Below are 13,364 nucleotides of genomic sequence, written 5' to 3'. Positions count from 1 at the left end.
TGCTTTGCATTTCGCTGACAAAGCTATCAGAACCCAGATAAATCAGTTGCTTGACCTCTGGCCACAAACTTTTTCCCACCCCGCGTAATACGAAATCCTGATACTTACGAATGGCAAGTGACCACTCGTTACCAAAGAGCGACAACAACTGGTCCACTGCCAGCCATGGCGGAGGCTCCTGATAATGGCAGGTAAAAACATAACTACTCCAGGGCCACTCTTCGCAGCTATCCACCATGGCCGCACGCACCGGATTTAATACAATGTAACGGCTCACCTCAAGCAGATAACTGTCCTTTTGCACCAGTATCGTTTTATAGCGCCCCTGAAACAGATGCCCCACTCTTTTGTGCGCCCGGTTAAAAAGCTGGGTGTAAACACCGTTCAACTGACGCATACCTGCGCTTAAATTGGCATCCGGAGTTTCAAGCAGAAGATGGTAATGATTAGTCATCAGACAATAGGCGTGAATGACCCAATTGAAGCGTTTGACACCGACTTTGGATGAAACCGACTTTGAGTTGTCCAAAATAATCATACAGACAGCGGTTCCCTAAATATAAAAACTCTATTAGCATCATATGTACCAACAAAGAACATACCCACCGTTAAACAGACGCATATCCGTCTCGAACGCCGGATAAAACGCTAAAAAGTTATGCTTATACGGTCTGACATTCGTTGAAATATGTAACTTAAACAGCTAAAGCAGAAATATCTATAAGGGAAAAATAATGGCGAATCTTTTAGGGAAATTAATTGGCATTATTATTAATATCATCATGATTCCGATAGTTTTGATCTTGGCAATTCCAATCGGGATTTTGAAGGCTAGGAGAGCTCAAAAAAGCAGGCTTCTTTTTACAGGTGCCGAGCAGACTTTATTAGGCAAAGCTCAACGTACAATAAATATGGAAGAATATGGACTGCTTTCACCCGATAGAGATCTACTTGAAGTAGCAAAATGTATAGAAAGTGCAAGGTGTGATTATCAAATAATAAAAAGTAGAGAGCGGTTTGATTCAACATTTACTGATTTCTTGATCCCTCGAATAAATAACTGTCATGTTGTTGATTGGAACAATGTGATGAGATTCTTTGAATTATCAGACTATGCGCAGTTCGAAGAAAACTTTGAATTTATTGAGGACAGTGTTGAAAAGTTAATACAAGGCAATATAGTGGAAGATAAGCTAAAAGTCAGCGGAGGAATTAGACTAGAGGAAGCAGAAGTTGATATTTTAGCCATCGTTCGCGACAACAAGGTGGTTTATCTCAATTCTGAAGCAGAGCATTTATTTGTTATAGATAAAGATGGTGACGAAAAACTTGATGGGAGAGTAGTTAATTTTGTTTTTTCAGGCCAGCTTGAAGGTGAGCATATCGAGCTGTTTGTTGCATTTGATGATTCAGATTCATACACAATGTTTACACTTAAAATGGGCATTATGGAAAGACTGAACTATGTTGCACAAGCCATATTTAAACACTTCGTCGCAGCTGGCTTGAAAAATATATTCTCTACCACTGAGAATTATTTCATTCAATACATCTACACATTTAAAGTATACCGAAAAAATGGAAAGTATTTCATGGTTAATAATTCGCAAACTCAAGCATACCTGATCGATGATTCAAGTATTATGCGTGATGATGTTGATAAAATAAAATCTGCATTTTGGAGTAAACGTAATGTTACAAAAAATTTTGTATGATATTCGATTCTGAGTCTGAGTTATGAATAGAAATGAAATCATGAATGCACACGAAGACTCTGTAATTTATAGCTTTAAGAGGTACGCAGCCTCTTTTGGTGATGTTATTGATGTTATCAGTAAGCCAGAACCACCTGATGCAATTATCACTATAAATGGTAATCCAAGCTGGATTGAAATAACAGATGCTTTCTTTAGTCCTGAGCTTGCAGAGAGTATTACAACAAATGTTTCTGATGATAAGCTACCTAGGCCTACTCCCAAAGAAAAGCGATTCTGTATCGATCCTGAGGAGCAATTTAGCTCGATATTAGAAGGCGTTATTATCAAAAAATACGATAAAGACTCGATAAGGAATGTATATAAACAGTACGGAAGTGGTATTTTATTGGTCGGTATTATAAATCCATTTTCTAGCGCTAAAGATCTAGCTACCTCTGAAAAAAATAAAATTGAGGAGGCTATTAAATCTAAAGATTCTAGGTTTAGTAAGGTTTATCTATATGATGTGCATGAACATATATTTCATAGAGTGCTCTAAAAAACCATAACAAGTTGCTGCACTCAGAAAATTACTCGTCACGCTCGTAATTTTTCATTAAGCAATCGTTAGCTTTAAAATCAATATTGGAGTATTAAATGAGAAAATTCATAATTCTGACTATTTTTGGTGCAGCTATAGCTGCGACCTCCGGATGTGCACTACAAAAAGCTAAAGGTTGGGATCAGTATGGAAAATATATGGCTGCCTATGATGTCTTGAGTTCTGACTGTCTCGAGTTGAACAAAAAAGACACAGATTACATTAATTATCGAATTGCAGCCTCTAAACTCCTAAATGTCATGGAAATTGATTCTGATCTTTACAACAATACATACAAAACAATTTATACAAACTCTCGCTCAAACACTCGCGAAGAGAATATGGAGTGGTGTGAAAAATTGCGCCCGGTCATAGTCATTGAAACTGAGGGAATGGAAGGCGACTACCAGCTTGGCTTGAAGGTGGTTGAGATATCTAAAAGAGAAAGAGCTGAGGACTGGGCAAGAGCTTTAGAGGCAACAGCTGCAATAGCCATGGCAGTTGGTGAAGGTATACAGTCTGCAAATGAGCAAGCCGCCCTTCAGTACCGCTACATCCCTATGCCCTCAGGACAAGTAAATTTCGGACAAAACACCAAGAGCAATTACAATCATTACTTGATTAATACGCCCAGCGGAATGAGACAGTGTCATGTAGCTAGTTCAGGCTATGTTTTCTGCAACTAAATAACGGCTCCAATTATTACATCACTTGCAGGTGGGAAATCAATGCGGTTTGGGCGATCTGATCAGTCGCCAAACAAAAACTTCACACAACCGCATTGAGCAAGAACAAATTACCATTTTTTATGTCTCAGGCGCTGTGCAGTGGCACACTGAATTTGGCCACCTAATTAGAGGTGTTATGGTAATCGTGGTTTTCATTATGAATGCACTTATCCGCTACTACGCAAATCGGATACTAAAACAACTCCCCCTTTGATCAGCTGGTTTGTATTCCAATTGAGCATCCTGCACCTGCAATAAGGCCCGCGATAAGCTTAAGCCAATGCCTGAACCTGTGGCCTTGGTGGTGAAAAACGGAATAAAAATTTGCTGTGCGACTTCGGGTGCAATACCTGGTCCGGTATCGCTGATATCCAGTTGCCATTGCTGTTGTGTAGTGCGCTCAAGCGTTAGGCTCAGTTGTTTCTGCTCACTGTGCTGCATTGCGTCCAGCGCATTTTGCAGCAGGTTAATCAGCACTTGCTCCATCAGGGCTTCATCCAGCCATAACAGGGCTTGGTTGGGGAACTCAGTCTTTAGCTCAACTCCGGACTGACTGAGGGCATCACGCTGTAAAGCCAGACAATTTTTGACAATAGCCACCAGATCCCTCTGCTGTAAATCCGCTTGTACTGGCTGACTCAACTGTTTAAAAGACAGGATAAAATCGGCCAGATGCTGACCGCGCCTGTGAATGGTGGTCAGCGCTTCGCTGAGATCCGCATGATCATCCTGATTTAATACAGAGTCTACTGTCGGCAAAATCTGCTGGCAGCTTTGCGCCAAAGACGCCATAGGGGTAACGGAGTTGGCAATTTCGTGGGTCAACACCCGAGTCAGTTGCTGATAAGCCTGTACTTCCTGCTGCAGCAGTGCCTGATTAATACTTTGCAGCGTTACCAGTTTACGCAGTTGGCCCTGAATACGGCTGCATACTATGCTCAGCGCCAGCCGGTCTGTGTAGCCTCGTTGTTGCCAGTGCAACTGGCCCTGATAATACGTTGTGGTGCTTTGCAGTATCGCTGCCAGTTGCGCTAAGTTAGCCTCATCAAAGCGACCTTGTTGCAGCTGTTGCTGTTGTGCTGCCGTCAGTAAGCGCTGCGCCGCCGGGTTAGCTTGCAGTAACTGATCGTCAGCTGCAAACTCCAGCACAGCAACATCCAGTTGGCTCAGCAATGTTTGCAAATACTGAGCTTTGGCTTCCGCTTGTTGGCGACTATGGCCTAATTGCTGCTGCACCTGGGCCAGCAACTGTTGCAATTCAGGCTGGTCGCGCAGGTTTAACGAAGTATCCTGATTCGCCAAAGCTCTAAGCACCAAAGCGGTCTGGCGCTGACGGGTGCTGCACTGTTGCCAGATCAACCAGGCTGCTAATACTGCAGCCAAAGTTAAGGCGACGGCAAAAGCTGATGATCCATCTTGCCATTGTCGATAGCTTAAAATCAGCAGCACAGCAAAACTGCCAAGCAATAGCAGCAAGCGGGTGTTAAAGGCCATATTTTTCCAACCGCCGGTACAAAGCGCCACGGGTTAAGCCCAGCGCTTTCGCTGCCTGACTGACATTGCCCTGATAATATTGCAGCGCCTGCCGGATGGTTTTTTCTTCAACAAATTCGAGGAAAAAATCTGTATCCGCTTTCTGCTCCGATGCCGAACTTATCGCTGGATTCAGGGCTGAACTTTGCAACTGACTAAAATCCACTGTATTGCCCTCCGCCAATACCACAGCGCGCTCTACCGCATGCGCCAGTTGCCGCACATTACCTGGCCAGTCGTAACTCTGCAAAGTGCGCTTATCGGCGGCGCTGATGTGTAAGCCATCGCGCTGATAACGCTGGGAATAATGCTGCAGATACCAATCGAGCAGCAAAGGAATATCCTCTTTACGCTCACGCAGCGGTGGCAACACTATCTCCACCGTATTAATGCGGTAGAGCAAATCCTGGCGGAAGCTGCCTTCGGTTACAGCCTGATAGAGGTTTTCGTTGGTGGCGCAAATTAAGCGAATATCCACAGCGACCGCCTGACTGGCGCCGACTGGCACCACAGTTCGGTTTTGCAGTGCAGTCAGCAGCTTGGCTTGTTGTGGCAAGGCTAAATTGGCCAGTTCATCCAGCAACAAAGTGCCACCACTGGCCTCAACAAAACGGCCGGCATAATCGCTTTTTGCGTCGGTAAAAGCGCCTTTTTTATGGCCAAACAACTCACTTTCCAGCAGGCTGGTGCTTAAACTGCCCATATCCACACTGACAAATGCTGCAGCAGCACGCTTTGAGGCCTGATGAATAGCCTGAGCGACCAAAGCTTTACCTGTGCCGCTTTCGCCCAGCAGCAACACATTGGCATCTGTCGCCGCTACTTTATCAATAGTACGTAGCACTTGCTGCATAGCCTGGCTTTCACCCAAAAGTGGAATAGTAGCTGCGTTTTCTGTTGCCTTGTGCGACGCTGGCTTAGGTTGAGTTGGCTGTTGCAACGCCTGTTGCAGTGTCTGTAATAGCTGCTCATTCTGCCAGGGTTTGGCAATAAAATTAGCCGCCCCACTTTGCATCGCTTTGACCGCCAAAGGCAAGGCGGCATAAGCTGTCATCATCACTACTTTGAGCTCTGGCTGGGTCTTTACTGCCTGCTTTAAGTAAAACAAACCTTCTTCACCACTTTGGGTATCGCGGCTGAAATTCATATCCAGCAGCAATAGATCAAAGTGCTCCGAGTTCAATGTCGTCAGCAAGAGTGCAGGCTCCTGTAAGGTCAGGACCTGGACAAAATGCTGCTTCAAAAAAATACGGCTGGCGATCAGAATGTCGTGGTTATCATCCAGTACCAGTACCTTATAGGGCTGTTTCATTTATACATCCTTGCGGTTGATTCCAGCACCCTACCGAAAACGCCATGCCTTCGCAACAGTCTTTTAAATCCAATCACTTAAGGCTTTTTCACCCTGTCCATTTATGGACAGTGGGCTGTATCACCAGTGGACAGCTTTCAAGAACCAAAAATTCAAATCATTGAAATATATAGCTTTATTTTTTGGCACAGCCATTGCGTATTCAAGCCCACAGAGTGCATTTTTTTGGAGCATCGCCATGGATAAGAAGATCACCCCAAGCACCCGCCGTCGCCTGTCAGCACCAGCAGCAGTGATAGTGCTGCTGGCAAGCACAGCCTGGTTTGGCAGCAACTGGCAAGCCAGCGCGCAAATGTCATTGCCGCTGCCACTCAGTTCAGTCAGCACAGCCCTGGTGCAACAGCAAAACCTGCAAGAAAGCATAGCGCTGCGCGCCAATGTGATGCCGCAGCAAACGGTGTTTCTGGATGTGATTGAAGGTGGCCGGGTCGAAGAAAAACTGGTGGAACAAGGCCAGTTTGTTACTCAAGGTCAGCCGCTGGTCAAGTTAAGCAACACAGCGCTGCAGCTGGATTTGATCAGCCGCGAAGCTCAGGTGACAGAGCAGATGAATTTTCTGCGCAACACTCAAATGACTATTGAAACCAACAGATTAAACCTGAAACGTGATGTGCTGGATATTGAACATCAACTGGTGACGCTGAAACGTAATCTGGCCCAGACAGAGCCACTGGTTAAAAGCGGCGTTTTGGCCAAAGAAACCCTGCTGAATTTGCAGCAGGATTTGCGCTATCAGCAACAACGTTTAGCGCTGACGCATCAACAGCAAAAACAAGATGAAGCCATTCGCCAGCAGCAATTAAGCCAGTTAAGCGAGAGTGTGGCCATGCTGACCAAAAACCTCGAATTTGCCCGGCAGAATGTGCAAAACCTGTTGGTGCGGGCGCCCGTCAGCGGTTATTTAAGTGAGTTTAACGTCGAACCCGGTGAATCCCGCGCGCCGGGCAGCCGCATGGGCCAGATTGATATTCCGGACCGTTACAAACTGGTGGCCAGTGTAGATGAATTTTACTTAAGCCGCGTCAGTACCGGCATGCAAGCCACTGCCAGCCTGAATGCAGAAGAGTTGCAGCTGACTGTCAGCCGCGTCGACAGCCGGGTGGTAAATAACCAATTCCAACTTGAATTTACTCTGCCGGGCGAGCAGCAGGTAAAACGTGGTCAGTCGGTGAACTTAACACTGCAACTCGAAGCGCAGCAACGCGAAACCCTGGTGCTGCCACGCGGTGCTTACCTGACCGACGGTGCGGGCCAGTATGTCTATGTACTGGATAGCAAAACCGCCACAGCTCGCAAACAAGCCGTCACCCTGGGTAAACAAAGCGCCAATCAGATTGAAATTGTCAGCGGCCTTAGTGCCGGTGATCAGGTGATCATTTCCGGCTATCGCGATTTTGCGCAAGCCGATACTATTCAATTAGAGCAATAAGGACTATTCCATGATCCAATTACAGCAATTAAACCGCGTATTTCGTACTGCGGAGCTTGAAACCACAGCACTGAACCAGATTGATTTAGTGATTGAACAAGGGGATTTCGTCGCCATTATGGGCCCTTCTGGCTGCGGTAAATCGACTCTACTCAGCATTCTGGGCATGCTGGACAGCCCAAGCTCCGGCTCTTATTTGTTTCAGGGCACCGACATTGCCCATTACAGCGAAAAACAATTGGCACAACTGCGTAAAACCCAGCTTGGTTTTGTGTTTCAAAGCTTTAACCTGATTGATGAGTTAACGGTATTTCAAAATGTTGAGCTGCCGCTGCAGTATCAGGGCATTGCCACAGCTGAACGCAAACAGCGGGTAGAAGCCATCTTAAAACGCATGCAAATTGACCACAGGGCCGATCATTTGCCATTACAGCTATCCGGCGGTCAGCAACAACGTGTTGCCGTCGCCCGCGCTCTGGTGATTAATCCGGCACTGATTTTAGCCGACGAACCTACAGGCAACCTGGACTCGAAAAACAGCGAAGAAGTGATGCAGATGCTGCGTCAGCTCAACCGCGAAGGCACTACTGTAGTGATGGTGACTCACTCTGAGCATGAATCACGTTACGCCAGCCGCATCATCCGGATGCTGGATGGCCAGATCATGACTGAGCGTGTCATGGAGGCGAAATATGCTTAACTCCTTCAGCATGATAGGTAACTATTTCACCACTGGTATCCGCGCCGTACTGCGGCATAAAACCCATTTAGCGCTGAACCTTTTGGGCTTAACCACAGGTTTGGCTTCTGCCTTACTGATTTTACTCTACGCCAGCTATGAACTGGGGTATGACAGCATGCATCCAAATGCGAGCTCTACTTACCGGCTGGAGCAGTTTTTTATTCCGGTGAATCAGCGCTTTCCCGTCTCCAGCCCGGCAATGAAAGCTGTTTTGGAAAACTATGATAAGCGGATTAAGGTCAGCCGTATTAATAGCGGCGCACCCGCTTTGCGCTTAGCGGGCTCCAGCCAGCAACTGAGCTTGGAACAAGCCCAGGCTGTGGATAGCAATATCACCGACTTTTTCCAGATTGAGGTGTTGCAAGGTGATTTAACTGCCGCTTTAACCCAGCCAAACCAGATAGCTCTGTCTGAGCAGGAGGCCATGCGGCTATTCGGTCATACCGAAGTGCTTGGCCAGCAGTTGCAACTGGGCGAACAGCGTTATAGCGTCAGTGCCCTGTATCGGATGCCACAGCAAAGCCATTTTCAGGCCGGCTCATTGCGCCGCATCAGCGATGAAATCGCTGCTGGCCGTCTGGCGGTGAATAACGTCTATAGCTATATCCAATTACCTGCAGACCTGGATCAAACCAGCATGCTGCAGCAGTTAACCACTCAACTGAACCAGCAAGCTTATCAGGGCGGCAAAGTAACTGAACTGCAACTGCGTGCCCTGACGGATATTCATCTACACTCCAGTTTAGCTTATGAATTTGAAGTCAATGGCTCAGCTGGCACAGTGAATATCTGCCTGGTATTAGCCGCCTTGTTGCTGCTGATTGCCGCCATCAACTTTATTAATATGAGCACAGCCCGCGCTGCGATGCGCGCCAAAGAAGTAGGAGTGCGCAAAGCTCTGGGTGCCAGCCGCAGTCAGCTGTTTGTACAGTTTATGCTGGAGTCCTTACTGATTGCCTGCTGTGCCGGTTTATTCGCAGCTGTTGCGGTAGAGCTGGTATTACCCGAGTTTAATCTTTTAGTAAACCGTCCTCTTCAGCTGGATTATATCGGCGACTTTGGACTGAGTTTATTGGCGAGTGTGTTGAGTGTCGGCCTTCTGGCTGGTGTCTATCCGGCGGTATTTATCTCGGCCTTTGATGCGAAAAAAGTACTGAGTGGCGACTTTCAGCGTGGCAACACGGCCATCTGGTTACGTAAAAGCTTACTGGTACTGCAAGGCGCTATTACTATAGGTTTGCTGGTATCCAGCATGGTGCTGCAACAGCAATTGCAGCTGCTGCAAAATCAGCCGACTGGTTATCAGCGTAACGCCAGATTAATGGTGAACTCAATAGATAACAGCCTGCTATTTTATGCCGAAAACAAAAATCTGTTACAAAGCCTACAACAGGTGGAAGGTGTTCATGCGGTCTCTCTACTGGATATGCAAATCACCGATACCATTTCTCAGGCGATGAATATTCAACTGCCGGGCCAAACACAAGACACTGCACTCCCGCCTATTTCACAGCTGGGCACAGGGTTTGATATTGCCAAAACTGCAGGCCTGACCTTGCTTGCTGGCCGGGATTTTAGCGAAACTTATCAAAGCGACTGGTATCAGACGCACGGCGATCATGCCACAGCTGCAGTGATCATTACCGAATCGCTGGCACGTAAAGCGGGTTACGAAAATCTGCAGGATGTGATTGGCCAACAATGGCTGCTGCCAGGAGATGTTCCTGTACTGCGTATGCAGGTGGTGGGTGTGGTTGCAGATATTCAGGTGGGGTCAGCCTTAAAACAACAAGAGCCTTTACTATTGATTTGTGGCCGCTCGCCTATGACGTACGCCAATATCATGCTTAGCATAGAGCCAACGCAGGCCCTAGCCGCCCGTGCCAGAGTGCAAGATCTGCTGGCTGAGCGTCTGCAGCGTCAGGATTTAAAACTCAGCTGGTTGAGTGATGATTACAATGCGATTTATCAGAATCAACAACGTCAGGGCAAAGTGATAGCACTATTCGCCGCACTGGCCATAGCCTTAACTTGTGTCGGGTTATTTGGTCTGGCCGCTTTTAGTGCCGAGCAGCGTTCACGCGAAGTGGCAATGCGTAAAGTACTGGGTGCAGGGCGCTTTAATCTGGTGAATTTACTGGCCAGCGAATACATCAAACTGATGGCCATCAGCGCCCTGCTCGCCATGCCAGCCACCTTCTGGGCACTGAACAGCTGGCTCAGCGCATTTAGCGTACGTATCAGCCAAAACCCGCTGTGGTATCTGCTGGCAGCAGCGGCAACCTTCGCCATTTGCTGGTGTACAGTGGCAGCTTTAGCCTGGCAGGTTGCAGGGCGCAAACCGGCTATGGTATTAAGACAGCAATAATGAAAAAACCAATGATAAATAAAGGATTATTGATGAAACTCAGTCTGATTTCAGCGGGCCTGCTGCTTGGCAGCACACTGTTACTCAACGCCTGCAGTACACCAAACAAGATCCAACGCCATTTAGGCAAAGATGCAGTCATTGAGCAGTTTACCGATGCTGAGCATCAAGGCACTTATCGTAATTTGTATCGCACGCCAGTGGAGCAGCGCCAGTATCCGGCCAACTGCGAGGCTGACTGCTATCCGGCGCATCAGGCAGTGGAGTGTAAGACACCGGGCCAGGATTGCCGCTATACAGGTGTGCAACAAGCACCTCTGTTAAACAGCGGTTTTAGTCTGCAGTGGCTTGGCCATGCCAGTTTTTTAGTCAAGACGCCGGATGGCCAGCAATTGCTGTTTGATCCAGTGTTTGGTCAGTTTGACTGGCCTGTAAACTGGGCTCAGCATTTGGCTGGTATTATTAAACGGCCCTACACGCCGACATTGACTGCAGAGCAACTGGCTGCCACTGACGCTGTGTTGTATTCGCACTTGCATTACGATCATTTTAGTCACGCCAGCATAAAGCAACTAGGCAACAGCCCTACCTATTACCTGCCTTTGGGGATGGCCGACTATATGCCAGAAGCTGGCTACAACATTATTGAACAAGCCTGGTATAGCCACAGCACATTAGGTGAACTGAATATCCATTTAGTACCGGCACACCACTTTAACAGCCGCAAATTGTTTAACGATCATAATCAGGCTATGTGGGGAGGCTGGCTGTTGGAGCAAAACGGCAAAACTTTGTTTTTTGCCGGTGATACCGGCTATTCAGCCCATTTTAAGGATATTCAGCAAAAATACGGTGATATTGATATTTGCCTGCTGCCGATAGCCTCTTATCATCATGACACCGACGGTGACTGGTATCGCTATGTCCATACCACACCTGAAGATGCCTTGATTGCCGCCAATGAACTCGGCTGTAAAGTGATGATCCCTTGGGGCTATGGCAATGCCAGCTGGCAGATGGGCGACATTAGCTCACACTCGCCACTGTTACGTTTACTGCATATGCAGCAGCACCTGAAAAGCCAGGTGCCACTGCTGATTTTAAATGAAGGGGATAGCGTGCAGTTGTAAAGACGCTGACGATCAGGCGACAGGCTTTAAACTGGCTTTTTCAGCCAGTTTATCGCCCAGTTTGCCTGTTACAGCCCAGACGACTAAAGCCACCCAGGCTATCCAGGAAAAGCCTGCAGGTATATTAAGCAAAGCAATTTTCGCTGCATGTTGGCGATTCAATGCCAAAGCCAGCAGACTGGGCAAAAACCACACCACCAAAAACAACAGACCAAATACCACTAAAAAAACCAGATCCGCTTGTTGCCATGCTTGCATAAAGGTGTCGAAAAATTGTTGTAAAGTTTCCATGTCTTACTCCTCGTTGTTGGTTTCAAATTTGTTTTGCAGTACAGAGGCCACCAGCCATAACACCATAAACAGCACCATAAATTCAGCATCGCTGGAGTGAAGCTCAGTCGTCAGCTCAGAAACACAGTAGTTTAAAGTTTCCATCAAATAATCCTCGTTGTTGATCGTCAGGTCAGTTAGCAAAAGCTTAAGTTTTCATGTCAGACAGACTTATTCTGTTTGCTTAAGAAGTCGTAACCTTCTTGTCAGCTGTTACAGATTTTTTTTATTTTATTTTTGTAACACTTTGACAACAGGGGCAGACTTACTAAGAGCAGAGTGATAACTTTTATGAAAACTCTAAGATATTGAACAGGGAGGTTTTTTGACTCTATCTACCACCAGCCTTATGTCGTCGGAACAGTTTTTACTGGAGCTATGGCAACAGAATCAGGCTGCGATCAGCCGTACTCTGATGGCATCAGAAGCAGACCCGGCAGCACGGCAGGATTTAAAGCAGGATATTTTTCTGGCGCTGCATCAATCGGCTGCGCGCATTCAGTCCGCAGAGCTGCCACGCGCTTACCTGTTTCGTATTGTGCACAACGTCACTGTTGATCACATAGCCAGAGCAAAACGCCAGCAATGGCAGCCGCTGGATGAAGATCATCAGCAGCTGTTAGTTCAGGATTGCCCTTCGGCTGAAGTTGGTGAGCAACAGCAAAGTCAGCAGTTAATGCAGGCAGTACGGCGCTTATCTGCAGCCAACCGCCAGGTTATTTTGCTGGCGATGGAAGATTTGGATGCCCCTGAGATCGCAGAAATTCTGCAGCTAAGCCAGGGGGCGGTAAGGGTGCGGTTAAATCGCGCTAAAACAGAACTGATGGAGATCATGCAAAATGGCAGATAATTTTGATTTTGCCGCCCTGACCAAAAGCTGGCAACAACAGAAAACCCCAACTGAGCAGTTGCCCAACGAGACGGATCTGGCACAAGCCACAGAACGTCAACGCCAACAAAAATGGTTGATGTACGGTGAATGGCTTAGTGCAGTAGTGATGCTGATGACCGCTTGCTGGCTAGCCTTTGCTATGCCGGGATGGCTGGGGTATCTGGCAGCAGTGTTCCTTACATTCGGGGCCCTTAGCACAGCTTATATCGGCTGGACAGTACACAGACCTATTCTTGCTTATGGCAACTGGAGCAGCAGCGGTTTAGTACAATTTCGCGCCCGGGCCTGTCAGCTTACATTGCGTTACTACCTCTACACCCAGTTGTCCTGTGCTGCCTTGATGTTATTTTCTGGCTTGTTGTGGCTACTAGAGTGGTGGGAACTTGCAGAGATCCCAACAGACCTGCTGCTATTTTACAGTCTGGTGGCATGCCCACTTTGTCTTTTGATGATGTTGCGTTTGCAACAAAAAAAACGGCAAAAAGTAAAGGAACTGGATCAGCTCAGCAGCTTAGCGGATGACTTTCAGCGCAGCGAATAGT

14 protein-coding genes are annotated in these 13,364 nt (G+C 47.1%); 9 read left to right on the top strand and 5 right to left on the bottom strand.

Going from position 1 to position 13,364, the window contains the following annotated elements; translation table 11 throughout:
• On the bottom strand, positions 1–538 hold a 538-nt coding region (locus EMM73_RS10145), incomplete at its 3' end, for a transposase (RefSeq protein ID WP_186435178.1).
• A gap of 196 nt (positions 539–734) precedes the next feature.
• Here EMM73_RS10145 and EMM73_RS10140 point away from each other — a divergent pair.
• The 3 genes from EMM73_RS10140 (at position 735) to EMM73_RS10130 (ending at position 2,984) form a co-directional block, all read left to right on the top strand.
• On the top strand, positions 735–1,715 hold the full coding sequence (locus tag EMM73_RS10140) for a hypothetical protein (RefSeq protein ID WP_127686315.1): 981 nt from the start codon (positions 735–737) through the stop codon (positions 1,713–1,715).
• Positions 1,716–1,737: 22 nt separating this feature from the next.
• Positions 1,738–2,256 carry a hypothetical protein gene (locus EMM73_RS10135; RefSeq protein WP_127686314.1) on the top strand — a complete coding sequence of 173 codons (519 nt, stop codon included), beginning with the start codon at positions 1,738–1,740 and terminating at the stop codon, positions 2,254–2,256.
• Between the two features lie 98 nt (positions 2,257–2,354).
• Positions 2,355–2,984, top strand: coding sequence for a hypothetical protein (locus EMM73_RS10130; RefSeq protein ID WP_186435177.1), 630 nt, complete (start codon positions 2,355–2,357; stop codon positions 2,982–2,984).
• Between the two features lie 219 nt (positions 2,985–3,203).
• Here EMM73_RS10130 and EMM73_RS10125 read toward each other — a convergent pair whose 3' ends face one another.
• Together EMM73_RS10125 and EMM73_RS10120 are read right to left on the bottom strand one after the other, a co-directional pair.
• Positions 3,204–4,520 carry a sensor histidine kinase gene (locus tag EMM73_RS10125; RefSeq protein WP_127686313.1) on the bottom strand — a complete coding sequence of 439 codons (1,317 nt, stop codon included), beginning with the start codon at positions 4,518–4,520 and terminating at the stop codon, positions 3,204–3,206.
• Complete coding sequence (locus tag EMM73_RS10120; protein ID WP_127686312.1) at positions 4,510–5,871, bottom strand: sigma-54-dependent transcriptional regulator; 1,362 nt, start codon at positions 5,869–5,871, stop codon at positions 4,510–4,512. The genes EMM73_RS10125 and EMM73_RS10120 overlap by 11 nt, the downstream gene beginning before the upstream one ends.
• A gap of 238 nt (positions 5,872–6,109) precedes the next feature.
• Between EMM73_RS10120 and EMM73_RS10115 the strand changes: the two genes are divergently transcribed.
• The 4 genes from EMM73_RS10115 to EMM73_RS10100 are packed head-to-tail and all read left to right on the top strand — an operon-like array spanning position 6,110 to position 11,600.
• On the top strand, positions 6,110–7,360 hold the full coding sequence (locus EMM73_RS10115) for an efflux RND transporter periplasmic adaptor subunit (RefSeq protein WP_127686311.1): 1,251 nt from the start codon (positions 6,110–6,112) through the stop codon (positions 7,358–7,360).
• 10 nt (positions 7,361–7,370) lie between these two features.
• A complete protein-coding gene (locus EMM73_RS10110) occupies positions 7,371–8,060 on the top strand; it encodes an ABC transporter ATP-binding protein (protein WP_127686310.1) in 690 nt (229 codons plus the stop codon).
• Positions 8,053–10,470, top strand: coding sequence for an ABC transporter permease (locus EMM73_RS10105; protein ID WP_127686309.1), 2,418 nt, complete (start codon positions 8,053–8,055; stop codon positions 10,468–10,470). The genes EMM73_RS10110 and EMM73_RS10105 overlap by 8 nt, the downstream gene beginning before the upstream one ends.
• A 32-nt stretch (positions 10,471–10,502) precedes the next feature.
• Positions 10,503–11,600, top strand: a complete 1,098-nt coding sequence (locus tag EMM73_RS10100; RefSeq protein ID WP_127686308.1) for an MBL fold metallo-hydrolase — start codon at positions 10,503–10,505, stop codon at positions 11,598–11,600.
• 12 nt (positions 11,601–11,612) lie between these two features.
• On the opposite strand, the gene EMM73_RS10095 is transcribed toward EMM73_RS10100, so the two are convergent.
• A complete protein-coding gene (locus EMM73_RS10095; protein ID WP_127686307.1) occupies positions 11,613–11,891 on the bottom strand; it encodes a superinfection immunity protein in 279 nt (92 codons plus the stop codon).
• Positions 11,892–11,894: 3 nt separating this feature from the next.
• Positions 11,895–12,035, bottom strand: coding sequence for a hypothetical protein (locus EMM73_RS20045; protein ID WP_186435176.1), 141 nt, complete (start codon positions 12,033–12,035; stop codon positions 11,895–11,897).
• Positions 12,036–12,255: 220 nt separating this feature from the next.
• Between EMM73_RS20045 and EMM73_RS10090 the strand changes: the two genes are divergently transcribed.
• Together EMM73_RS10090 and EMM73_RS10085 are read left to right on the top strand one after the other, a co-directional pair.
• Positions 12,256–12,780 carry an RNA polymerase sigma factor gene (locus EMM73_RS10090; protein ID WP_222422643.1) on the top strand — a complete coding sequence of 175 codons (525 nt, stop codon included), beginning with the start codon at positions 12,256–12,258 and terminating at the stop codon, positions 12,778–12,780.
• A complete protein-coding gene (locus EMM73_RS10085) occupies positions 12,770–13,363 on the top strand; it encodes a hypothetical protein (RefSeq protein ID WP_127686306.1) in 594 nt (197 codons plus the stop codon). The genes EMM73_RS10090 and EMM73_RS10085 overlap by 11 nt, the downstream gene beginning before the upstream one ends.
• The last annotated feature ends 1 nt before the right edge of the window (position 13,364 follow it).

It is taken from the genome of Rheinheimera sediminis, from assembly GCF_004005375.1.
In the GTDB taxonomy this organism is placed as follows: domain Bacteria; phylum Pseudomonadota; class Gammaproteobacteria; order Enterobacterales; family Alteromonadaceae; genus Pararheinheimera.
Note: the sequence above shows the minus strand (reverse complement) of the source record. Positions and strands in the feature narration are given on the sequence as shown.

Bases quoted from the DNA above. Each gene is read 5' to 3' on its own strand.
- EMM73_RS10140 (WP_127686315.1), top strand. From the start codon at position 735: ATGGCGAATCTTTTAGGGAAATTAATTGGCATTATTATTAATATCATC.
- EMM73_RS10135 (WP_127686314.1), top strand. From the start codon at position 1,738: ATGAATAGAAATGAAATCATGAATGCACACGAAGACTCTGTAATTTAT.
- EMM73_RS10130 (WP_186435177.1), top strand. From the start codon at position 2,355: ATGAGAAAATTCATAATTCTGACTATTTTTGGTGCAGCTATAGCTGCG.
- EMM73_RS10125 (WP_127686313.1), bottom strand. From the start codon at position 4,520: ATGGCCTTTAACACCCGCTTGCTGCTATTGCTTGGCAGTTTTGCTGTG.
- EMM73_RS10120 (WP_127686312.1), bottom strand. From the start codon at position 5,871: ATGAAACAGCCCTATAAGGTACTGGTACTGGATGATAACCACGACATT.
- EMM73_RS10115 (WP_127686311.1), top strand. From the start codon at position 6,110: ATGGATAAGAAGATCACCCCAAGCACCCGCCGTCGCCTGTCAGCACCA.
- EMM73_RS10110 (WP_127686310.1), top strand. From the start codon at position 7,371: ATGATCCAATTACAGCAATTAAACCGCGTATTTCGTACTGCGGAGCTT.
- EMM73_RS10105 (WP_127686309.1), top strand. From the start codon at position 8,053: ATGCTTAACTCCTTCAGCATGATAGGTAACTATTTCACCACTGGTATC.
- EMM73_RS10100 (WP_127686308.1), top strand. From the start codon at position 10,503: ATGAAACTCAGTCTGATTTCAGCGGGCCTGCTGCTTGGCAGCACACTG.
- EMM73_RS10095 (WP_127686307.1), bottom strand. From the start codon at position 11,891: ATGGAAACTTTACAACAATTTTTCGACACCTTTATGCAAGCATGGCAA.
- EMM73_RS20045 (WP_186435176.1), bottom strand. From the start codon at position 12,035: ATGGAAACTTTAAACTACTGTGTTTCTGAGCTGACGACTGAGCTTCAC.
- EMM73_RS10085 (WP_127686306.1), top strand. From the start codon at position 12,770: ATGGCAGATAATTTTGATTTTGCCGCCCTGACCAAAAGCTGGCAACAA.